This window comes from Amycolatopsis sp. cmx-11-51 (assembly GCF_047608665.1).
Lineage (GTDB): Bacteria > Actinomycetota > Actinomycetes > Mycobacteriales > Pseudonocardiaceae > Amycolatopsis.
In genome coordinates, this window is record NZ_JADNQO010000004.1 from 179587 (window position 1) to 200764 (window position 21178).

19 protein-coding genes are annotated in these 21178 nt (G+C 69.0%); 6 read left to right on the forward strand and 13 right to left on the reverse strand.

Going from position 1 to position 21178, the window contains the following annotated elements:
• The first annotated feature begins 117 nt into the window (after positions 1 to 117).
• Both ACM6LU_RS17330 and ACM6LU_RS17335 read left to right on the forward strand, forming a co-directional pair.
• Complete coding sequence (locus tag ACM6LU_RS17330; protein WP_414938737.1) at positions 118 to 1104, forward strand: methyltransferase dimerization domain-containing protein; 987 nt, start codon at positions 118 to 120, stop codon at positions 1102 to 1104.
• Positions 1105 to 1107: 3 nt separating this feature from the next.
• Positions 1108 to 2037: an alpha/beta hydrolase gene (locus tag ACM6LU_RS17335; RefSeq protein ID WP_414938738.1), complete on the forward strand. Its 930-nt coding sequence runs from the start codon at positions 1108 to 1110 to the stop codon at positions 2035 to 2037.
• A 92-nt stretch (positions 2038 to 2129) separates the two neighbouring features.
• Here the strand turns inward: ACM6LU_RS17335 and ACM6LU_RS17340 are convergent, their stop codons facing one another.
• Genes ACM6LU_RS17340 through ACM6LU_RS17355 form a run of 4 tightly spaced genes read right to left on the reverse strand, consistent with a single transcriptional unit; the run spans position 2130 to position 7061 of the window.
• The gene (locus ACM6LU_RS17340) at positions 2130 to 2717 is read right to left on the reverse strand and encodes a TetR/AcrR family transcriptional regulator (RefSeq protein WP_414938739.1); all 588 of its coding nucleotides are present in this window, start codon (positions 2715 to 2717) and stop codon (positions 2130 to 2132) included.
• A 41-nt stretch (positions 2718 to 2758) separates the two neighbouring features.
• Positions 2759 to 4393, reverse strand: coding sequence for an amidohydrolase (locus ACM6LU_RS17345; RefSeq protein ID WP_414938740.1), 1635 nt, complete (start codon positions 4391 to 4393; stop codon positions 2759 to 2761).
• 1 nt (position 4394) lies between these two features.
• Positions 4395 to 5186: a molybdenum cofactor biosynthesis F family protein gene (locus ACM6LU_RS17350; protein ID WP_414938741.1), complete on the reverse strand. Its 792-nt coding sequence runs from the start codon at positions 5184 to 5186 to the stop codon at positions 4395 to 4397.
• A 9-nt stretch (positions 5187 to 5195) separates the two neighbouring features.
• Positions 5196 to 7061 (reverse strand): primary-amine oxidase, encoded by a 1866-nt coding sequence (locus ACM6LU_RS17355; protein WP_414938742.1) that lies wholly within the window; start codon positions 7059 to 7061, stop codon positions 5196 to 5198.
• Between the two features lie 122 nt (positions 7062 to 7183).
• Between ACM6LU_RS17355 and ACM6LU_RS17360 the strand changes: the two genes are divergently transcribed.
• On the forward strand, positions 7184 to 7903 hold the full coding sequence (locus tag ACM6LU_RS17360) for an SDR family NAD(P)-dependent oxidoreductase (RefSeq protein ID WP_414938743.1): 720 nt from the start codon (positions 7184 to 7186) through the stop codon (positions 7901 to 7903).
• A 15-nt stretch (positions 7904 to 7918) separates the two neighbouring features.
• Positions 7919 to 8716, forward strand: coding sequence for an SDR family NAD(P)-dependent oxidoreductase (locus ACM6LU_RS17365; RefSeq protein ID WP_414938744.1), 798 nt, complete (start codon positions 7919 to 7921; stop codon positions 8714 to 8716).
• 175 nt (positions 8717 to 8891) lie between these two features.
• On the opposite strand, the gene ACM6LU_RS17370 is transcribed toward ACM6LU_RS17365, so the two are convergent.
• From ACM6LU_RS17370 to ACM6LU_RS17410, 9 genes are all read right to left on the reverse strand, one after another.
• Positions 8892 to 9587, reverse strand: a complete 696-nt coding sequence (locus tag ACM6LU_RS17370; protein WP_414938745.1) for an ABC transporter ATP-binding protein — start codon at positions 9585 to 9587, stop codon at positions 8892 to 8894.
• The gene (locus ACM6LU_RS17375; protein ID WP_414938746.1) at positions 9584 to 11302 is read right to left on the reverse strand and encodes an ABC transporter permease subunit; all 1719 of its coding nucleotides are present in this window, start codon (positions 11300 to 11302) and stop codon (positions 9584 to 9586) included. Before ACM6LU_RS17375 ends, ACM6LU_RS17370 begins: the two co-directional genes overlap by 4 nt.
• Entirely contained in the window at positions 11289 to 12149 is an 861-nt protein-coding gene (locus ACM6LU_RS17380; RefSeq protein WP_414938747.1) for a branched-chain amino acid ABC transporter permease, read from the reverse strand. Before ACM6LU_RS17380 ends, ACM6LU_RS17375 begins: the two co-directional genes overlap by 14 nt.
• Positions 12150 to 12161: 12 nt before the next feature.
• Positions 12162 to 13340: an ABC transporter substrate-binding protein gene (locus ACM6LU_RS17385; protein ID WP_414938748.1), complete on the reverse strand. Its 1179-nt coding sequence runs from the start codon at positions 13338 to 13340 to the stop codon at positions 12162 to 12164.
• Positions 13337 to 13729, reverse strand: a complete 393-nt coding sequence (locus tag ACM6LU_RS17390; RefSeq protein WP_414938749.1) for a nuclear transport factor 2 family protein — start codon at positions 13727 to 13729, stop codon at positions 13337 to 13339. Before ACM6LU_RS17390 ends, ACM6LU_RS17385 begins: the two co-directional genes overlap by 4 nt.
• A 10-nt stretch (positions 13730 to 13739) precedes the next feature.
• A complete protein-coding gene (locus tag ACM6LU_RS17395) occupies positions 13740 to 14507 on the reverse strand; it encodes a MoaF C-terminal domain-containing protein (protein WP_414938750.1) in 768 nt (255 codons plus the stop codon).
• Between the two features lie 40 nt (positions 14508 to 14547).
• Positions 14548 to 15546 carry a helix-turn-helix domain-containing protein gene (locus ACM6LU_RS17400; protein WP_414938751.1) on the reverse strand — a complete coding sequence of 333 codons (999 nt, stop codon included), beginning with the start codon at positions 15544 to 15546 and terminating at the stop codon, positions 14548 to 14550.
• 131 nt (positions 15547 to 15677) lie between these two features.
• Positions 15678 to 16361 carry a hypothetical protein gene (locus tag ACM6LU_RS17405; RefSeq protein ID WP_414938752.1) on the reverse strand — a complete coding sequence of 228 codons (684 nt, stop codon included), beginning with the start codon at positions 16359 to 16361 and terminating at the stop codon, positions 15678 to 15680.
• Between the two features lie 168 nt (positions 16362 to 16529).
• Positions 16530 to 17864: a cytochrome P450 gene (locus tag ACM6LU_RS17410; RefSeq protein ID WP_414938753.1), complete on the reverse strand. Its 1335-nt coding sequence runs from the start codon at positions 17862 to 17864 to the stop codon at positions 16530 to 16532.
• 127 nt (positions 17865 to 17991) lie between these two features.
• Between ACM6LU_RS17410 and ACM6LU_RS17415 the strand changes: the two genes are divergently transcribed.
• Positions 17992 to 19272 (forward strand): hemolysin family protein, encoded by a 1281-nt coding sequence (locus tag ACM6LU_RS17415; protein ID WP_414938754.1) that lies wholly within the window; start codon positions 17992 to 17994, stop codon positions 19270 to 19272.
• A gap of 63 nt (positions 19273 to 19335) precedes the next feature.
• Positions 19336 to 21015, forward strand: coding sequence for a dihydroxy-acid dehydratase (gene ilvD / locus ACM6LU_RS17420; RefSeq protein WP_414938755.1), 1680 nt, complete (start codon positions 19336 to 19338; stop codon positions 21013 to 21015).
• Positions 21016 to 21178: the final 163 nt, after the last annotated feature.

Sequence of the window (21178 nt, forward strand, 5' to 3'; positions counted from 1 at the left end):
ACGAATGTAGGAAGTTGATATCCGGCAGGTTTTGCCTGGCAGTGGGCGGAAACTCGCGCTGGATTCTTTTGTCTACACCTGTAGACTCTCGGCGGAAACGAGCTAAGGAGGGCACCCGTGAGCGGGTCGACCAAGACTGCCGGTCCCGAGCGGATCGTGGACATCGCCGTGGGTTACATGGCGGCAAAGCAACTCTTCGCGGCGAGCCGGATCGGCTTGTTCACCGCACTCGCCGACGGGCCGCTGACGGCGGCGGAACTGGCGGGGAAGACCGGCAAACCACAAAAGATCACCCGTATTCTCGGTGACGCCATGTCATCACTCGGTCTGCTGTCCCGTGTGGACGGAAGGTACGAACTGGCCGCCGACGCGGCGGAGTACCTCGGTGGCGGAGACCTCGATCTGGCGCCGTTCCTGACCTTCCTCGACGCCATCAGCTATCCGCACTGGTTGCAGTTCGGTCACACCGCCGACAGCGGCGAGCCCGGCAAGCTGGAGATGGACGACGCGCGCTGGGGCACGTTCATGTCGGGCGTGATGACGTATAACGCCCTGCACGCGAAGATGCTGGCCGGCGCGTTCGATTTCGGCCCCCACCGGAAGCTGCTCGACCTCGGCGGACTGTCGAGCGCCTTCGCGGTCGAAGCCATGAAGACCAACGAAGAACTGCACACGACGTTCGTCTTCGATCCGGGCTTCACCGAGTCGGTCACCACCGCGGCGGCCGAGGCGGGGTTCGCGGACCGTGCGACCGTCGTCGGTGCGGAGACGCCCACCGCGCGCCCCGAAGGCGAGTTCGACCTGGTGATGGTCAATCACGTCGTCCACCGTTTCGACGCGAAGCAGAACGCGGAGATCCTGCGCAACGCCCGCGCGGCCGCCGCACCCGGCGCGCGACTGCTGCTGCTCGACTTCTTCCTCGACGCCGACGCGAACCAGCGGCCGATCGACGCGCTGCACGCGGGGGAGTACCTGGTGATCGACGGGACGGTCGTCTACCCGGAGGCCGAGGTCAGGGAATGGCTGAGCGGGGCGGGCTGGCGGGTCGCCGACCGGCTCGCGCTGCCGGGCAGCCCGCGGGTCCTCGTCGCGGAAGCGGTGTGACCCGTGACCCTCGATCCCGCGGTCAAGGAGCTGCTCGCCCGCAGCGCGCCGCCCGAAGCGCCCGCTTTTCCGCCGACGGCCGCCGAGTTGCGTGCCGCTTTCGCCGCCTCGTGGCGACGCCCCGAAACGGTCGAAGAGGTCGCTTCGGTCACCGACCACGTCGTGCCTTCCGGCGTGCGGGTGCGGGTCTACCTGCCTGACGTCGTTTCGCCGGTGCCGGTCTTCGTGTGGATCCACGGCGGCGGGTGGACGATCGGCTCGATCGACGAGAACGAGGTCGCGTCACGGGCGGTGTGCAACGCGGCGAAGGTCGCCGTCGTGGCGGTGGACTACCGGCTCGCGCCGGAGGATCCGTTCCCGGCGGCGCCGGACGACTGCTACGCCGTCGTCGAATGGCTCGCCTCGGGTGGCGCGGGTCCTTTGGTCGACTCGGGACGGATCGCGATCGGCGGGGAGAGTGCCGGTGGAAATCTGTCCACGGTGGTCTCGATGATGTCCCGCGACCGAGGCGGTCCGCAGTTGGCCGCGCAGGTGCTGATCTGCCCGGTCTACGGTCACCCGGACGACGGTTTCCGGTCCTACACGGACTTCGCCGAAGGGTTCGGCATGACCGCCGGGGCGATGCGGTTCTTCTTCGATCAGTACGTGTCGGATCCGGCGCAACTGAACGATCCGTATCTGCTGCCGCTGCGGGCCGGCGACCTGACCGGGCTGCCGCCGGCGTTGGTGCTGACGGCCGAGTACGACGTCCTGCGGGACGAGGGCGAGGAGTTCGCGCGGCGCCTGACCGACGCCGGGACGAAGGTGGAGATGACGCGGTACTCGGGGCAGATCCACGGGTTCTACGGCCTGTACTCCGATCTTCCGGCTTCGCCGCGCTCGCACGCGCACGTGGCGAGCTTCCTGAGCCGGGTGTTCGATCGCCGCGATTAGTGCTGCTGAAGGACGCTTTCCTCGCATGCGATGCGGGGAAAGCGCCCTTCACTGCGTGAGATGCGGGGAAAGTCCCCTTCAGCTCCCAGGCGTCAGGGGCGGCCCAGACGGGCGAAGAACGACTCCAGGTGTTGCCGCTGCAAGGCGATCGTCGAGAACTCTCCGGCGACCAGGCTCATCACGTTCGACCCGGCGTTGATCAGCACGACCTCGTCGACCAGTTGCTCATCCGGGGTCTCGGTGACGATGTCGCCGTCCTCCCGGCCCTCGGTGAGGTACCGGTGCAGCAGGCCCCGCCACGAGCGGATGTGCTCAAGGTACTTGTCCTGCAGTTTCGGGTTGGTCAGCGAGAGCTGCCAGAAGGTGAGCAGGACGCGCCCCGCGGCGATGCGGTCCTCGTCGATCGGCATCGACGAGACGCACAGCTCCCGGAGCGCGACCAGCCCGCGCAGTTCGTCCAGGTCCACGTACTCGCGCATCATGCCGAGCGCGCGTTCGTAGGTGGCCTGGATGATGTCTTCCTTGCTCGGGAAGTACAGCTTGAGCGCACCGTTGGCGAAGCCGGCGGCGGCCGCGATCTCACGCATGGTGGCGGCCTCGATCCCGCCCTGGGTGATCAGCTCCCAGGTGACGTCGACGATGTGACTTCGCCGCTCGTCGTGGTCGATGATCTTCGGCATCGGCAGACCTCCCGCACTGGTTCTTCTACCAGTGTAGGAGATCAGGCGCGGTGATACACGCGGTGCCCGGCGAACCACGTTTGTGTCACCTTTGTCTTGACGAGCGCGTTCGGATCGGTGGCGAACGGGTCACGGTCGAGGACGACGAAATCGGCCGACTTCCCGGGGATCAGCGAGCCCGTGACGTCGCCGAGTCCCATCGCGCGCGCGGCGGCGAGGGTGAAGACCTCGATCGCCTCGGCCAGGGTGATCGCCTGCTCCGGCCACAGCGCCCCGGGGAACGTGCCGGTCGGGTCCTGGCGGGTGACGAGACCGTGGATGCCCTCCCACGCGTTCGGGGACTCGCTGACCGGCCAGTCCGAACCGCCGGCGACCAGCGCGCCCTCGTCCAGCAGGGACCGGTTCGGCTGCATCCGTCCGGCCCGTTCGCCGGGCAGCACCTCCGCGATGGCCGCCGGGATGACCCCGGGGACCCACAGGAACGGTGAGATGTCCGCGGCGACACCCAGCGCGGCGAAGCGCGGGAGGTCGTCGGGGTGGACGAACTGACCGTGCGCGACCTGGAAACGCGCTTCGGTGAAGCCCTCGCCGCGTACCTTTTCGACGGCGTCCAGTGTCGCGCGCACCGACGCGTCCCCGGTGCAGTGGACCTTGGCCGAGAGCCCCGCCGCGGCCGCGGTGCGCAGCCAGCCGACGAGTTCGTCGCCCGGCATGGTGGTGGCGCCGTGATGACAGGCCCCGTGCGCGTCGTCCGGCAGGTACGGCTCCAGGAAGGCGGCGGTACGCGTCGGCGGGACGCCGTCGAGGAAGATCTTCACGAAGTCGGGCCGGTGGTGTTCACCGCGGTACTGTCCGGCGACCTCCAGCAGCGGCGCGCCGATCGGGTCGAAACCGAAGATCGGGTCGTTGATCAGCAACGACGACACGACCCACGCGCGCAGTTCGCCCGCGTCGTCGAGTGTCTTCAGCGCGCGCAGGATGTCCGAGGAGACCCCGGCGTCCTGGAACGCGGTGACCCCGTACGAGTGCAGCGTGCCGATCCCGTGCCGCGACGCGGCCACGTGCTGCTCCGCGGTGAGGGTCCGCGTCTCGCTGAGCGCCCGTTCGACGGGGACGCCCGCCGCCTCGAGCAGGACGCCGACGGGCTCACCGGTCGACGGGTCGCGGACGATCTCCCCGCCCGCCGGATCGGGCGTCGACGTGGTGACCCGCGCCAGTTTCAAGGCCCGGCTGCTCACCCAGCGGTTGTGCCTGCTGTCGTCCGTGAGCATGACCGGCCGGCCGCCCGCGGCTTCGTCGAGCGCGTGCCGGGCCGAAGACCGCGAGAGGGTACTGACCAAAGTGGACGCCCAAGCACCGCCGACCACCCAGTCGTCCGGACCGAGTCCTTCGGCCCGCGAGCGGACCGCGGCGAGGATGTCGTCCAGGCCCGCGTCGGGGCCGAAGTTCAACTCGAACAGGGCCGCGCGACCGGCGAGGGCGTGGTGGTTGTGCACGTCGACCAGGCCGGGCATCACGAACGCGCCGTCGAGGTCGACGACCTCGGTGCTCGGCCCGCGTTCGATCTCCTCCAGGGACAGCACCAGGCCGTCCTTGATCGCCAGTGAAGACGCCCAGGGTCGGACACCGTCCACTGTGTACACCGTGGCGTTGGTGAGAATGAGGTCGGCGGTCAACTCAGCTCCCGGCGGGGTCGTACGCCTCGGCGTGCACGGTGGTGCTCAGCAGCTTGCCGTGCGCGCCGAAGGTGAAGTGGGTCGGAGTGCTACCGGTGGCGTCCAGTCCGAAAAGGACACCGTGCGAGCGCAGCCGCTTCGCGTCGCGGTGGTCGGCGACGGTCACGGAGGCGCACGGGATCACCTTCTCCCGCCAGGCGAAGACGTAGATGCCCGGCCGCAGTTCGTAGACCGAGTTCTCGTCGGTGTCCGCGAGCCCCTTCTCCGGCCCGGCCAGGCACTGCCAGGTGTACCAGTGCGGGCTGAGGTACACGTGCTCGTAGGCGTGTGCGGTGCTGTACACCCACAGCACCCGGCGTCCGACCAGCGACGTGGTCGGCGCGAGCGACTCGCCGCTGGGCTCGATGCCGCCGATCGTGGCGGCCAGGAAGGTCTGCTTGACCCGGGGCGAGGTGTCGCCGATCTTGCTCAGCACCAGGAGCGCGCGCCCGCGGCGCAGGTCGAGCAGCAGGGTGAACGCCTCTTCCCGCCGTGCCTGCGGGTGGAACTGGACGTAGTACAGGTCGTCGTCGACCAGGAACGTCTCGCAGCGGTCGGTGCCCGTGCCGTGGTAGGTCCACTCGATCCGGGTGCCGGAGAAGCCGGCGGTGAACGTGGTGCCGTCTTCGCAGGCGAGTTCGAAGGTGCGGCCGTGCAGGTCGCCGACCGTGGGGGCCTTGTTCGCGTCGAAACCGGGGGCCAGGCCGTCCAGCGGGAGCCAGGTGGAGGTGTCGGACAGGGTCAGTTCGGGCATCGATAAGTCCTAGTGCTCGTGGGCGGAACAGTGCTCGTCGGTGGCACCGGAAGGCAGGTCCAGTGCCGGGTTGCGGTCCAGGAAGCCATACGGGCGCAAGGAGAAACCGGAGTAGTCGACAGGCATGACCGGCCAGTCCTCGGGGCGTGGGATATGGGTCGGCCCGAACACGTGCCACAGCACGAGGTCGGTGTCGGTGAGATCCCGGTCGGCGGCGGTCCAGGCGGGCAGGCCGGCCCCGCCCGGATGCGCGTTCGGCCGGTCGCCAGCCGGGAAGCGTTCGTCGGCGCGGTACGGCGTGGCCCACAGGTGACGGGTGGCGAACGTCGCCCGCTGGTGGACACTCGATTCCGGTTGCGCCATCAGGGTCGCGGACGGCCGCGGCACGAGCTGGTACGCCGTCGGTGTGCCGAGCCGGTTGGTCCGTTCCGCGCTGCGGATCTCCCAGACGCGTGCCTTGGCCGGATCGGCGTGCCGCTGCGCCTCCTGTTCGGTCCGCAGCGGGGTTTCCTTCCAGGTGAAGGCGTTCCCGTACGGGTTCTGGTCGCCCATCGGCACCCGCTCGACGTCGATCTCGACGAGCGAGTTGCGTTCGCCGTCGATCGCCACGTCCAGCCGCGCGCAGAACAGGTGCTGGTGCACCGGCGCGAAGAGCCCGGGCGCGATCTCGTTGGCGTGCGGGTGTTTCGTGCCGGAGTGCGCGGCGCCGGCGAACACGATGCCGGTGGCCTTCGCCTCGAGTTCCACGGTGCCGTCGAGGTAGAGGTACCAGAAGAAGCCGTAGTCGTAGTTGCCGATGGTGGAGATCGACGAGATCACCAGTCGTCGCGAGCGGCGGACCTCGGCGCGGCCGTCGAGATCCGTGTGCTTCCACAGGATCCCGTAGTCCTCCTCGTGCAGGCAGATCGCGCGGGGGATCTCGACCGGGTGCCCGTGGTCGTCGGCGACGAACGCGGGGAAGTAGTGGATGACCCCGAGGCAGTCGCAGCCAAGCCGCAGGTCGTTGCCGTTCTTGCCGAGCAGGTACTCGCCCGCGTCGAAGTAGCTGATCCAGAACCGGCCCGGCGCGGTGTCGCCGTAGGGCACCACCATCTCCGGCACCGACGCCCGGTGGAGCACCGAACGGTCCTGGAACGAGATCCGGTGCAATGTCAGGCCCTCGCGGGCGTTGAACCCGACCCTCAGGTTCCAGCCCTCCCAGGTGACCTCGTTGCCGTCGACGGTGAAACTGGGGCCCTCTGGCTGGGTGATCTCGATCGGCTTGAGCGTGGCGCGCGCCGGGGCGTCGCCGTAGCGGCCGTGCTCCGGCGGAACGGGCACATCGCCTTCGTCCTCGACCCGGAGGACGCGCTGTTCGGTCAGGTCGATGTGCACGATCAGGCCCTCGACCGGATGTGCCCACGGGCTGTCGGACTCGTCGTCGCGCAGGAAGGTCAGTGACCGGATGACCCGGCCGGTCTCGTCGGGCCTGCCGAAGAAACCGGGCGCCAGTGGAGCGCAGAACGCGTGCTCGATCCGCTCGGCGAGCCCGCGCCGCTTCATCGCGGCCTGCCATTCCGGCGACGCCTTGGTGATCGACGCGGCGAGGTCGTACTCCTCGAACAAGTACGCGGGCTGACCGTCGCCGCAGTCCTCACTGGAGACCACTTCGCGTTTCGCCAGCGACACGACCACGTCGCGCGCCTGGCCGGTCGCGGTGTCCAGCAGCGTGTACTGGACGCGGCGGTCCGGGGCGGCGTCGGCCTTGTCCGGTTCCACCGGCAGCACCGACGGGAACCGCGTGGTCTCGGTGAGCAGGCTCTCCTCGGCCAGGATCGCGCGGCCTGCGGTGAGTTCGACGGCGGTCAGCGGGTCCAAAGGATGCGGCCTGGTCATGCTTCGCAGTCTTGCCGGTCCGGAGCCGGGAGGAAAGACGCCGCGGCCGTCATGCGGCTGCGGACAAGAAGGATGCACTGACGGCCAACCCCAGGGAAAGGCGCGGGCTGGAGGATGACGCCATGCGACTGGATCTCGCGGGCAAAGCCGTGCTGGTGACCGGCGCGGCGTCCGGTATCGGCCTTGCCTGCGTCCAGGCGTTCTTGGCGGAAGGCGCGCGGGTCGGCGCCCTCGACAGGGCGTCCGTGCCCACACTCGCCGACGGCCTGCTGGCGGTTCACGCCGACGTGACCGACGAACGGTCGGTGGCCGCCGCGGTCGGCACCGTCGCCGAGCGGTTCGGCGGGCTGGACGTCGTGGTCGGCTGCGCCGGGATCTCCGGCCCGGTCGGGACACCGGTCACCGAAACCTCGGTGGCCGACTTCGCCGCTGTCATGGCGGTCAACGTCACCGGGCAGTTCCTGCTGGTCAAACACGCGGCCCCGTGGCTCACCGCGGCGCGCGGTTCGGTCGTCCTGCTGGCCAGTGACTCGGCGTTCACCATCGCGCCAGGTATGGCCGCCTATGGTGCCTCGAAGGGCGCCGTGGTCGCCATGACCAGGGCTCTCGCGGTCGATCTGCCCGGCGTCCGGGTGAACTGCGTATGCCCGTCGGTGGTCGACACCCCGATGGCGCGCGGCGACCTCGGCGAGGCGCTCGACGATCCCGCGTTCCCGGTGCAGGCTCCGGAAGACGTCGCCGACCAGGTGCTCTATCTCGCGTCCGCGCGTTCGCGGACGATCAACGGCCAGGCCGTGCTCGCCGACTTCGGCGTCTCGGCCCGTTCGGGTTTTCCCGCTTAGAAAGGACTTACGCGAGTGAAGAAGGTTGTCGCGATCACGGGTGGCGGTACCGGTATCGGCGCGGCGGTCGCCCGCCGGTACGCCGACGAGGGTGCTCAGGTGGTGGTCCTCGGACGGCGGCGCGAACCGCTGGAGAAGGTGGCGGCCGAAACCGGCGCGTACGTCGTCACCTGTGACGCCAGCGAACGCGAAGCCGCCGAGAACGCCGTGGCGGAGATCGTCGGCAAGTTCGGCAGGCTGGACGTCGTGGTGGCCAACGCGGGCGGGCACGGGTTGTCTTCGGTGGTCGACACCGGCGACGAGGAATGGGAACTGGCCCTGCGCTCGAACCTGTCCAGCGCCTTCGTGTTCTGCCGGGCCACGCTGCCCTCGCTGGTCGAGACCGGCGGCCAGGTGGTCATCGTGTCGTCGCTGGCCGGGTTGTTCGCCGGGCCGAACGTCGCCGGCTACACCGTCGCCAAGCACGCGCTGATCGGGCTGACCCGCTCGATCGCCCGGGACTACGGGCCGAAGGGCGTCCGCGCGAACGCGGTCTGCCCAGGCTGGGTGCGCACCCCGATGGCGGACGGCGAGATGGACCAGTTCGCCGAGGCCGCGGGCTTCACCGGCGGCCACGCCGAGGGCTACCGCCGCGTCACCGCGGAGGTCCCGCTACGCCGTCCCGCCGAGCCCGAGGAGATCGCGTCGATCGTGCGGTTCCTGGGATCTTCTGAGTCGTCCTACATCACCGGCGCGGTGATCGTGGCCGATGGTGGTGCGCACGCGGTCGACCTGCCGACACTGGCTTTCGAACGGGCAGGCATGGGCTCGTAGCCATCGGGCCAGAATCCGCGAAGGCCTCTGTGCCTACTCTCAAAGTAGGCACAGAGGCCTTCACAGCGCCCCCGCGTGATCCATGTCGGTACCGAAGCCCAGGCGTGTCGCGAAAGCCACTTTCGGGACGTCTGATGTCCTCAAAGTGGCTTTCGCGACACGATCGGTGACGGGCTCAGGATTCGCCCAGGTAGGCGGAGTGCAGGGTGCCGGGGGAGTCCAGGAGGCCTTGCGCGCCGCCCGCATAGGTGACGCGCCCCGAAGACACCACCAGCGCGTCGCTCGCCACGCCGAGGGCGAGGTGCGTGAACTGTTCGACGAGCAGGATCGCCGCCCCCTCCTCCGCGAACCGGGTCACCATCGGCAGCAGCCGGGTGAACACCACCGGCGCGAGGCCCAGTGACATCTCGTCGATCAGCAGGAACGACGGCCGCGCGGCGAACGCGCGGGCCAGCACCACCATCTGCTGTTCGCCCCCGCTGAGCAGCGCCGCCGGCGAGTCGCGGCGTTTCTCCAGCTCGGGGAACAGTTCGAACAACTCGTCCGCCCGCGCGCGGGTGCGCGCGGTCAGCATCAGGTTCTCCAGCACGGTCAGGCCGCCGAACACCGCGCGACCCTGTTCGATATGCGCCAGACCTCGCCGCGCGCGGTTGACCCGCGACTGTTTGGTGATCTCGTCCGATCCGATGTGGACGGTGCCCGCCGAAGCGGGCACCACGCCGGAGACGGCTTCGAGCAGACTGGTCTTCCCAGCGCCGTTGGGCCCGACGAGCGCCGTGATCCGGCCCGGCTCCAAAGTGAGGTCGACGTCCCGGATCACCGGACCCGCGCCGCGGGTGACCGTCAGCCCGGATATCCGCAATGCGTTCACAACAGCTCCGTTTCACCCATGTAGGCCTTGAGCACGGCCGGATCGGCGAGCACTTCCGCCTGAGGGCCGGAGGCCAGCACGCGGCCGAAGTCGAGGACGGTGATCGTGTCACAGACCGAACGCACCAGGTCGAGGTCGTGCTCGATGAGCAGCACGGACACCCCGAACCGCGCGGGAACCTGCCGCAGCCGTTCCCCGAACGCGACGTGCTCTTCGTGCGGAAGTCCAGCGGCAGGTTCGTCGAGAAGCAGGACGCGCGGTCCGGCCAGCAGGTGCCCGACGACCTCGACCAGCCTGCGCGCGCCCACGTCCACTTGCGACAGTGGAGTGCGGGCCGCCGGGCAGCCGAAGAAGTCCAGTGCCTCGCCGATCTCGTCGGCGGTGAGCCGTCGCCTGGCGAGGAACTTGACGTACGCCCCGACCGTCAGCCCTGGCGGGACACGGTCCTGCTGGAACGTCCGGCGCAGTCCGGCGCGGGCCCGGTTCGACGGCGACCCCGTCAGCGGCTTTCCGCCCAGCTCCACCGAGCCGTCGGCGTTCGGCAGGAAACCGCTGATCGCGTCGACCAGCGTCGACTTGCCGGCGCCGTTGGGCCCGATGACGCCGAGCACACCGTTCTCGGGCACCGCGATGTCCACTGAGGACAGTGCGGCCACGTGCCCGAAGTTCACGCTCAGCCCGCGTACGGTGAGAACCGGCGGGCCGGGCGCCTTGGACTCGATGTTCGCGGTCTTAGCGGCCAGGTCGAGTTTCGCGGGTTCCTTCTTCGAGCGCCGGTACCAGACCTGCCGCACCGTGGTGCCCAGGTTGCCGCCACTGGCCAGCGCCTGGACGCCGAGCACGCCGAAGACCACGAATCCCCAGTCCTGCGGGATTCCCCAGCGCTTCAGCAGTTCCGGTACGCCGACCCAGAGCACCGCGCCGAACACCGCCATGTCGATCAGGTGCGCGCCCGACATGATCGCCAGCACGTACAGCGCCAGCGACTGGATCGCGGTGAAACTGGCCGGGAAGGCGAGTCCGACCTGTCCGGTGAGCAGGCCGCCGCTGATCCCGCCGAGGGTGGCGCTCACCGCGAACGCGGTCAGTTTCGACGTCCGCACGCTGGTGCCCGCCGCCGCCGTCCCGCGTTCGGAGAACGCCACCGCCTGCCAGGCGCTGCCCCAGCGCCCGCGGCGGAGGAAGTACACGGCGAGGCAGCACAACACCAGCACCACGACGGCGAGCTGGAAATAGGACCGGTCGTCGGAGAAGGCTTCCGGCCGATCGACCGAGACCCCGCCGGAGACGCCGGGGAACTGGAGCTGGACCAGGGCGAGATCGGCCGCGGCGGCGAGCCCCAGCGTGACGACGGCGAGGTTGATCCCGCGCAGCCGCAGCGCCGGGAGCCCGACGAGGATCCCGACCATTCCGGCGGCGAGTCCGCCGAGCAGCAGCCAGACGAGGAACCCGCCGGGCGCCTGTGCCTCGTTCAGCGCGGACACCACCCAGGCACCGACAGCGCCGAAGGTCAGCTGGCACAAGGAGATCATCCCCGCGCTGCCGGTGACCACGCCCAGCCCGAGCAACGAGATCCCGGCGACGACCGCGCTCATGCCCAGGTACACGAAGTACCCGTCGAGCCCGACGCTCAGTCCGTAGCCGACCGCGATCGCCACCAGTGCGACCACGAACGGGAACCCGGCGCGTACCCCGCGCTGTTCAGCGAGCCGCATCCCACACCTCCTTGCGCTGCGACCACAGCAGCAGCGCGACGATCACTGCGAACGGCAGGAAGTACCGCACCACCGAAAGGCCGTCGACCTGCGCGGCCGCACCCTGGATCAGGCCGAGGCCCAGCCCGCCCGCGACCGCGAGGTCGAGACGGCGGAACCCGCCGAGCAGGGCCGCCGCGGCCGAGGGGACCACCAGCATCGCCAGCGACGTCGCGTCGTTCGACTGCGAAGGCGCCACGATCGAGATCACCAGCGTGCTGACCACTCCGGTGACCGCCCAGACCGCGACGCTGAGCCGTTTCGCCGGGATGCCCAGCAGTTCGGCGGTGGTCGGGCGTTCGGACAGTGCCCTGAGCTGGACCCCTGCCGAGGTCCGGCTCAGCACGATCTTGCTGGCCACCGCCACCAGCACCGCCAGCGCGACGGTGACCACGGTGACCTGGCTGATCACCACCCCGCCGACGGTGAGTGCCGGGCCGTCCAGGATCGGGTGGAACGGCTGCGGTTTGTTGCCGAACAGGATGAACGACAACGAGATCAGCAGGAGCAGCACCGCCACGGTCACCGCCGAGCGGGTGCCGGTGTCCGCCTCGGCGAGCCAGGTGGACACGATCCAGCCGAGGAGCGCGCTGAGCAGCCCGCCGAGCAGGATTCCCGCCACCGTGGCGAGCCACGTCGGCAGTCCCCACTGGACGGACAGTGACACCGCCACGTAGCAGCCGAACATCCCGGTGGCCGACTGGGCGAAGTTGACCACCCGCACCAACCGCGACATCAGCGTCAGGCACACCGCCAGTACCGCGTACAGTCCGCCGGCGGCCAAGCCGGCCAGCGCTCCCTGCAGCATCGTTTCCTCCAGTTACTTCTTGGGAATCCGCAGCCAGTCGTTCGCCACGAGCTCCCATTTGCCGGTGCCGGAGGCGAGCTTGATCGGCCAGCCCGCGGTGTTGTCGTGATGTGTCTGGCCCGGTCCGAAGACGTACGGCGTGCCGACCATCGGATCGGTGATCGGCTTCATCTCGCGCAGTGCCTTGGTCACCGACTCGCGGGTGACGTCACCGCTGATCCCGCGGACGACTTCGAGGAAGTACTTCGCCGCCAGGTAGCCGCCCTGGCTGAACGACGTCAGCGGGATGTTGTTCTTGGTCATCAGGTCGCGCCAGTCCTTGTTCTGCGGGCTGGTCGAGTCGGTGAACGGGTAGAACTCGGCGGGCACGTACACCCCGGCGCCCGCGTTGGTGACGGCCTTGGCGTAGCTCTCGCTGTAGACGCTGGTCAGCAGCAGCCAGGTGACGTCGTTCCAGCCCTGCGCGGCGGCGGCCTTGAGCTGCCCGATGGAATCCGGCTCGACCGGGTTCACCGTGATCGCCTTGCACCCGGCGTTGCGGGCCTTGACGATGTAGGAGGTGTAGTCGGAACCGCCGTAGGGCACGGTCGCGTCGAGGTACTTGAGCTTCTTGCCGGTGATGGCCGACCACTCGTCGATCGCCGCCTGGTACGACGGCAGTGTGTTGCCCGCGATCTCCAGCAGTGCGCAGATGTCGTTCAGCTTCAGCGTTTCCGAGCCGTAGAGCAGCGTCAGCGTCATGTCGTGGTACGGGCCGACGTTGGCCGGGCCGATGTTGGGGCTGGAGAAGCACGCCGGGTCCACGCCGATGCCCTGGATGGACAGGACCTTCTGCTGCTCGTAGTACTTGTTGTTGATCTCGCACTCGATGAGGCTGGACGAGCCGACCAGCGCGACCGCCTCGTCACGGCCGACGACCTCACGGGCCGCGGCCGCGGCGGCCGCCGGGTCGCCCTTGTCGTCGAGCGCCTTGTACTCGATCTGTCTTCCGTTCACGCCGCCGCTGGCGTTGGCCGCGTCGAAGACCGCCTTGGCCGCCTGGGAGGCTTCGGGGAAGGTGGCCGAACCGCTCAGCGCGTTGACCGAACCGACCTTGATCGGGCCGCTTGAACCGCTTTCGGCTCCGGCGCAGCCCGCCGTGGCTATCAGGACCGCGGCGGCGAGGGCGACGAGGCGCCGCGCGGGCTTCACCGGTCCTCCGCGGCGTTCACGACAGGGACGGAGTCGACGATCTGCTCGAACGAGGTGACCTTGCCGCCGTCGAACTTCCACACATGCGCGACCCTGGCGGTGAACGAGCGGCCGGTCTCGCGGTGCTTGCCCTGGTAGGTGCCGATGCCGATCACCGTGTCCCCCGCGTCGGCGAGCTCGCCGAGTGCGAAACCGTAGCCGTCCCAGTCACGGGCGATCGCGCCGAAGACGTTGTCCCGCACCTCCTCCGGACCGGTGTAGGTGCCGGCGTAAGGGAATCCGGCCGCCTCCGTCCAGGTGGTCTCGGGACCGAGCGGGGCCAGCATGCCCGCCAAATCGCCTCGGTCGCTCGCGGCGTAGTGCGCGGCGATGATGTCTGAATTGGACACTTGAAGCTCCTTAGACCGGTTGCGCGTCGGGATAAGAGACGGCGCCGAGTGGGTAGATGTGCCCGCCCGCACGGGAGTGTTCCGACCGGCCGTCGCCGGTCAGGCCGAGGAAGACGCCGGTGGTCTTCAGTGCGTAGCCGAGGTCGTGCAGCCACACACTGGCCACGGCGATGCGGAATTCGCGGAAGCAGAACAGGTAGAGCCCGTCCTGGAATTTCCACACCGTCGACAGGTCCATGTCTCCATGGCCGCGCTGCACGCCTTCGAGGCATTGCCAGGCATAGCGTTGTGAGGACACGTAAACGTGCTCGTAGAGGTGCTCCGGGCTGTAGCGGTAGACGTTGCGCTTGCCGATCAGGTCGCGTGACGGCCCCGGCCGCTCACCCGTCGGCGTGCCCGCGTCGGTGGTGCCGGACCAGAACGTCTGGGAGACACGAGGAACGCCTTCGACGTCCTCGGTACCGATCACCGAACGCACGGCGAGCGCGCGATGCGTCGTCGTGGAGAAGACGACGGTGAGCGCTTCACCTTCCACGCTGGTATGGGGGAGATTAACGAAGAAGACGTCTTCCCGGACGGCGATCGCGTCGTACGGATCCTTGATGCCGTTGCAGATGACGGATTCCGCGTCCTCGAACCGCAGCGCGAGCGTCTTTCCGTCGTCGAGGGTGACGGTGAGCTGGCGACCTGACAGGTCCGCGTTCGGCAGGCGGTAGGTGGCTATTCCGGCGGCGAACTCGTCATAGGTGCGCCACTGTTCCTCGGGTGCTTCGGACATGCGGTCATCGTCGGGGCGACCGCCGGGGGAGGGCCAGCTGTCACGCGCTGGGCGGCAACAACCGATCGCTCACGGTCAAGCCGCGGCGCAGTTCGCTCGGCGAGCAGCCGAATTCCGTCTTGAACACCCGGCTGAAGTGCGGTGCGTCGACGAAACCCCACTTGGCCGCGATGGCCGCGACGGGCCGCGAAGCGTGTAACGGGTCGAGCAGTTCGCGGCGGCAGTGTTCGAGGCGCCGGGTGCGGATCCAGCCCGAGACGGTCGTGCCCTGCTCGTGGAAGAGGCCGTGCAGATGCCGGGTCGAGATGTAGTGCTCGGTGGCGATCTGCGCCGGGCCGAGGTCGGTGGAGGAAAGATTCGTGTCGATGAAGGCGAGAACGCGGCGCATCAGTTCGTGGTGCGGCCCGGCCGTCGCGCGGGCGAGGTCGAGTTCGCTGGCGAACAGCGTGGCGAGCAGGTCGACCGCCGTATGCGCGAGCCGGACCCCCGCCGGCCCGCCGAGCTGCTCGAGGTTGCTGCCGAGCTGCGCGAGGAAGGGCACCACCACGTTCCCCATCCCGCGCTTGCCGGACATGGGGACCGCGGTCAGCTGGCCGACCAGGTCACGCGGGAGATCGATGAGGCGCTGCGGGAACATCACCACGAGCGTGCGGAAATCCTCTTCGAACGCCAAGGAATACGGGCGGTGCGTGTCGTACAACGCAACGTCACCGGGGCGGAGCATCGCCTCGCGGTTGTCCTGCACCAGCAACCCGGTCCCGGACAGGATCAGGCTCAGCTTGTAGTAGTGCCTGTCCGCCCTGGCGATGAGTTCGGGCGTCCGTTCGACCACGTGCGCGGACGCGGTCACTTCGGTCAGCTGTACGTCATCGGCGCCGCACGAGCGGATGCGGCCGCGGAAGTGGTCGCGGTGCTCGCTCGTCACGTGCAAAGGCACGAAGGAGTGCGACACCACCGTGCGGAAATCCGTGAAATCGCGCGCGACCGTGGTGGTGGTCGGGTCGGCGGTGGCGGTGGTCAAAACGTCACCTCGCAGCATCGGGGGGTGAATTTCATATACGATAAGCGATACGATGCTGCCGGGCAATGATCGCGGCGAGGTCAGTCGCGAGGCGGACAGGAGGGGCCTCGGGTCCACGTCGACGGGCACGGTCGAGCGCGCGGTGGGTCTCAACCGCGGTTGTGCCGTGCCAGCGCCTCGAAGGATCGCTTGCGCTCGAACCGGTAAGGCGACTCCTCGTCGTGATGTCGTTCGCGCAGCGTCTTCACCAGGCCGAACGACGCCATGTCGTAGTCGTGGACCGGCTGGGACGGATGATGCGGCAGGTTCGGCGCGATGAACGTGTACACATGCGCGCCCCGCACACCCGCCGCGCCGAAAACGCGCAACAGGCGGGCGAGATGGTCGGCCTGTTCGCGTTCGTTCCGCACGTGGCCGGGCTTGATCTCGGGCGGGACCTGTTCGTAGTCGACGATGTCCCAGCCCATTCCGCCCGCCTGCGCGGCGCCGGTGAAGGTGCACGAGCCGAACTCCAGCAGCATCACCGGTTTGTTCCACTCCCGGTACTGCGCGAGGTCCTTTGTGTACTCCGCATCCGTGGCGAAGTACGGGTAGTAGTCGATTCCGACGATGTCGAAAAGGTTCCAGTCGATCGGCTCCAAGCCGCCGACAGCGGCGTAGGTGATCGGCCCATGGAAATTCCGGCGGGCGACTTCGGCCGCCCGCGCGACGAAATCGGCCAGCCGCTCCATGATCTTCGGCCACCTCCGGCGGGAGAGGGCCTGGCGCGGTGTCGAGCCCTGGACGATGGGGGAGATGTCGAGGACCGAGAGGTGTGGGGTTACGGAAGGCATTCGGACCTGTCTCGTGAGTGGTAACAGCGGTTCGAGCCGACGGTGTCTGGCCGGTGGCCGTGTCACGAAAGCCACTTTCGGGGCATCAGACGTCGCGAAAGTGGCTTTCGCGACGTCTGGGATGGCGGCCGCGCTCAAAACCTGAGTCACGCTTCGGCCGGTTGGGTCTCACGAGAGGGCAGCCGGTAGCGTCTCGAAGCCGCGCAGGATCCGGGTCTGCCGCCGCCGCGCCCCATCGGCGAGCCGCAGGCCGGGGAACCGCTCGAAGATCGACCGCAGCCCGATCTCCCCTTCCATCCTCGCCAGCGAAGCGCCGAGACAGTAATGCCGCCCGGCGCCGAACGACACGTGGTCTCGCGCGTTCGCCCGCTCGACGTCGAAGGCGGCCGGATCGTCGAAGATCTCCGGATCCCGGTTGGCTCCCGCGAGCACCGTGCTGACGATCGCGCCCCGGGCGATGGCCTTTCCGTCGACCTCGGTGTCGCGGGCGCACAACCTGCCGGTGAGCAGGACAGGCGGGTCGTACCGGAGGATCTCGTCGGTCGCGTTGCTCCACAGTTCCGGATTCGCGCGTAGTTTCTCGAGCTGGCCCGGATGCCGGACGAGCAGGGCGATGCCGTTGCCAAGGAGGTTGACGGTCGTTTCGAACCCGGCCGCGAGTACCAGCCCCGCGGTCGCCTTGAGTTCCCGTTCGGTCAGGCCGACGCCGTCCTCGCGGGCGGCGATCAGCTTGCTCAGCAGGTTGTCACCGGGGTTCGCCCGCAGCTTTTCCAGATGCAGGGTGAGCCAAGAGTCGAACTCGGCCAGCGTCGCTTCGACGGTACGGAAGGTCTTCCACGGCAGCCCGAGGTCGAGGCTCGGGGCCGCGGCCCCGCCGAGCGCGAGCACCTTGTCGCGTTCTTCGGGCGGCACACCGAGGATCTGGCTGATGACGGTGACCGGCAAGAGCCCGCAGTAGGACTCGACGAGATCGACGGGGTTCGCCGGGTCGAGGCCGTCGAGCAGTTCGTCGGCGATCGCCTGCGTGCGGTGCCGCAGTTGCTCGACCGCGCGGGCGGTGAAGACACGCGTGACGAGTCTCCGGTAGCGCGTGTGGTCGGGTGGTTCGCTGGCGAGCAGTGACGGCGGTTCGATCGGATGGATCAGGCCGGACGCGGACCAGGCGACGAGCCGGTTGAGCAGCGGGTTGTCCGGAACGAACCGCACGGACTTGAACGCGTCGCTGGTGAGGATCTCTTTACAGGCCGAGTGCCGGGTGGTCACATGCCCGACCCTGGTGGTGGCGATGGCGCCGTGCGCGCGGATCTCGTCGAACAGGCCGGTCAGATCCGCACCGCCGCTCGCCTCGACGGACAGCCTGCCCTGCAGATCGCCCCGCCGCGCCGCGGCCCGCAGGGCCACCCGGGGGATCGCGTGGCCGATGCTCCAGCGGGTGACCGGTTTGGCGATCTCCTCCGCCCGGCGCCGGAGATTCCGGGCGGGTGCGGTCTTGAGTGCGAACATCAGGACTCCGTCCGTGCGGGTTCCTCGACGGTAGCGGAACGACGTGTCAGTAGCGAGCCGCTCGACATCTGCGTACCCGTGTTTTCCTCGGTAGTGTTCTGCACTTCCGGCGGGCCGGGGAGTGCTTGTGGGCGGCTACGGGTTCGACATCGCGCTGGTCGCGGTGCTGGTGGTGCTCAACGCGGTGTTCGCGGGCAGCGAGATGGCGTTGATCTCGTTGCGTGAGGGGCAATTGCGATCCTTGGAACGGGACGGCCGCGCGACGGCCCGCACGCTGGTCCGGCTGGCGCGCGACCCGAATCGCTTCCTGGCGACGATCCAGATCGGCATCACGCTCGCCGGGTTCCTGGCTTCGGCGACGGCGGCGGTGTCCCTCGCCGACCCCGTGGTGCCGCTGCTGAGTTTTCTCGGTGACGCCGCCCGTGCGGTGGCCGTGGCGCTGGTGACCATGGTCCTCACGTTCCTGACCCTGGTGCTCGGGGAGCTGGCGCCGAAGCGGCTGGCCATGCAGAACGCGCTGCGGTGGGCCTTGCTGGTGGCGCGCCCGCTGAACCTGTTGTCGACGATCTCGAGGCCCGCGGTCTGGGCGCTGAGCGTGTCGACGAACTTCGTCGTCCGGGTGCTGGGCGGGCGGGCGGAAGCCGATCCGGACCAGATGTCGCCCGAGGAGCTCCGGGAACTGGTCTCGGCGCAACGCGGTCTCAACGCCGAGCAGCGCATGATCATCAACGGTGCCTTGGAAATCCACGAACGACGGCTGCGGGAGGTGCTCGTCCCGAGGCGGGCGGTGCTGACCCTCGCCGCGGAACAGGACCTCGAGTCGGCGCGGCGGCAGCTGGCCGAGTCGGGCTACTCCCGGGCGCCGGTCGCGCGCGGCGGGCATCTGGACGACGTCATCGGCGTGGTGAGCCTGCGCGATCTGCTCGAAGACCGCGACGATCTCGCCGAAGTGGTCAGGCCCGCCGTGGTGTTCCCCGATTCGCTGCGGGTCTCGGACGCGCTGCGCAGCTTCAAGGCCGAGCGGCAGCAGATGGCGCTGGTCGTCGACGAGCACGGCGCCGTCGCGGGCATGGTCACGCTGGAGGACCTGCTGGAGGAGATCGTCGGCGAGATCTACGACGAAACCGACCGTGACGTCCTTGCCGTACGCGACGGCAAGGACGGGTCCCTGATCCTGTCCGGCACGTTCCCGGTGCACGACCTCGTCGACGTCGGCGTCGAGCTGCCCGACGCGCCGCCGGGGGAGTACGCGACGATCGCGGGGCTCATTCTCGTGCTCCTTGGCCGGATCCCGGAGAAGCCGGGCGACCGGGTGGTGGTCTCCGGCTGGACGGCCGAGGTGCTCGGCGTGGAGCATCACGCGATCACCCGCGTGGCGCTGCACCGTGGAGCGAATGCGGAGTGGTGAGTTGCGCCGGGCGCCTTCGGTTGGCAGCGTGCCCGGTGTCCCACCACGAAGAAAGGTGTCCCGATGCCGGAAGACCAGCCCGATTTGAAGCCTCGTTCACGCGACGTGACCGACGGCCTGGAGCGCGCGGCGGCCCGCGGGATGCTCCGCGCGGTCGGGATGGGCGACGACGACTTCGCCAAACCACAGATCGGGGTGGCGTCCTCGTGGAACGAGATCACCCCGTGCAACCTGTCGCTGGACAGGCTGGCGAAGGCGGTCAAGAACGGCGTGCACGCGGGCGGGGGGTACCCGCTCGAATTCGGCACGATCTCGGTGTCCGACGGCATTTCCATGGGGCACGAGGGCATGCACTTCTCGCTGGTGTCGCGAGAGGTGATCGCCGACTCCGTCGAGACGGTGATGATGGCCGAGCGGCTGGACGGCTCCGTGCTGCTGGCGGGCTGCGACAAGTCGTTGCCGGGCATGCTGATGGCCGCCGCGCGGCTCGACCTCGCCTCCGTTTTCCTATACGCCGGCTCGATCATGCCTGGTCAGGTCGACGGCCGGGACGTCACGATCATCGACGCCTTCGAGGCCGTCGGCGCCTGCTTGGCCGGCAAGATCACCCGCGCCGAAGTGGACCGGATCGAACGCGCGATCTGCCCCGGCGAGGGCGCCTGCGGTGGCATGTACACCGCCAACACGATGGCGTCGGTCGCCGAGGCCCTCGGCATGTCGCTGCCCGGCTCGGCCGCGCCGCCCGCCGTCGACCGGCGCCGTGACGGGTTCGCTCACCGGTCGGGGGAGGCCGTCGTCGGCATGCTCCGGCAGGGCATCACCGCGCGGCAGATCATGACCATGGAGGCGTTCGAGAACGCCATCGCCGTCGTGATGGCGCTGGGTGGTTCGACCAACGCCGTCCTGCACCTGCTCGCGATCGCGCGTGAGGCGGAGGTCGATCTGCGCATCGACGACTTCAACCGCATCGGCGACAAGGTGCCGCATCTCGGCGATCTCAAGCCGTTCGGGAAGTACGTGATGAACGACGTCGACAAGGTCGGCGGTATCCCCGTGGTGATGAAGGCACTGCTCGACGCCGGGCTCATGCACGGCGACGTGCTCACCGTGACCGGCAAGACGATGGCCGAGAACCTCGAGGGCATCGCGCCCGACGGTGTCGACGGCGAGATCATCCGCCCGCTCGACCGCCCGATCCACAAGACTGGCGGGCTGACCATCCTCAAGGGATCGCTGGCGCCGGAAGGCGCGGTCGTGAAGTCGGCGGGCTTCGACGAATCGACGTTCACCGGCACCGCGCGGGTGTTCGACGGCGAACGAGCCGCTCTCGACGCCCTCGCCGAAGGCCGGATCGTCGCCGGGGACGTCGTCGTCATCCGGTACGAAGGCCCCAAGGGCGGGCCGGGGATGCGCGAGATGCTCGCCATCACCGGCGCGATCAAGGGCGCCGGGCTCGGCAAGGACGTCCTGCTCATCACCGACGGCCGGTTCAGCGGGGGCACGACCGGCCTCTGCGTCGGCCACATCGCGCCCGAAGCCGTCGACGCCGGGCCGATCGCGTTCGTGCGCGACGGTGACCCGATCACGCTCGACGTCGCGAACCGGACACTCGAAGTCGAGATCGACGACATCGAGGCACGCCGGGAAGGGTGGGCGCCCAAGCCTCCGGCGTACACGCGCGGAGTGCTCGGCAAGTACGCCAAGGTCGTCCGGAGCGCCGCGCACGGAGCCGTTTGCGAGTAAGCCGACGCGCTTGGCTCGTCTTTACGCGTGATCGTGGCTGAGGGTGCTGTTGGTGCCGCGGTCCGTGAAGGACTCCTTGAGGGACCCAGAGTCCCTCAAGGAGTCCTTCACGGACCGCGGCGTCAGTGAGCGCGACCCTCGATCCGGCAGACGCCACGAACGG

Coding starts and splice junctions, on each gene's coding strand:
- ACM6LU_RS17410 (WP_414938753.1), bottom strand. CDS start 17,864: ATGTTCGCACTCAAGACCGCACCCGCCCGGAATCTCCGGCGCCGGGCG.
- ACM6LU_RS17400 (WP_414938751.1), bottom strand. CDS start 15,546: ATGCTGCGAGGTGACGTTTTGACCACCGCCACCGCCGACCCGACCACC.
- ACM6LU_RS17395 (WP_414938750.1), bottom strand. CDS start 14,507: ATGTCCGAAGCACCCGAGGAACAGTGGCGCACCTATGACGAGTTCGCC.
- ACM6LU_RS17355 (WP_414938742.1), bottom strand. CDS start 7,061: ATGACCAGGCCGCATCCTTTGGACCCGCTGACCGCCGTCGAACTCACC.
- ilvD (WP_414938755.1), top strand. CDS start 19,336: ATGCCGGAAGACCAGCCCGATTTGAAGCCTCGTTCACGCGACGTGACC.
- ACM6LU_RS17375 (WP_414938746.1), bottom strand. CDS start 11,302: ATGCGGCTCGCTGAACAGCGCGGGGTACGCGCCGGGTTCCCGTTCGTG.
- ACM6LU_RS17405 (WP_414938752.1), bottom strand. CDS start 16,361: ATGCCTTCCGTAACCCCACACCTCTCGGTCCTCGACATCTCCCCCATC.
- ACM6LU_RS17350 (WP_414938741.1), bottom strand. CDS start 5,186: ATGCCCGAACTGACCCTGTCCGACACCTCCACCTGGCTCCCGCTGGAC.
- ACM6LU_RS17380 (WP_414938747.1), bottom strand. CDS start 12,149: ATGCTGCAGGGAGCGCTGGCCGGCTTGGCCGCCGGCGGACTGTACGCG.
- ACM6LU_RS17360 (WP_414938743.1), top strand. CDS start 7,184: ATGCGACTGGATCTCGCGGGCAAAGCCGTGCTGGTGACCGGCGCGGCG.
- ACM6LU_RS17340 (WP_414938739.1), bottom strand. CDS start 2,717: ATGCCGAAGATCATCGACCACGACGAGCGGCGAAGTCACATCGTCGAC.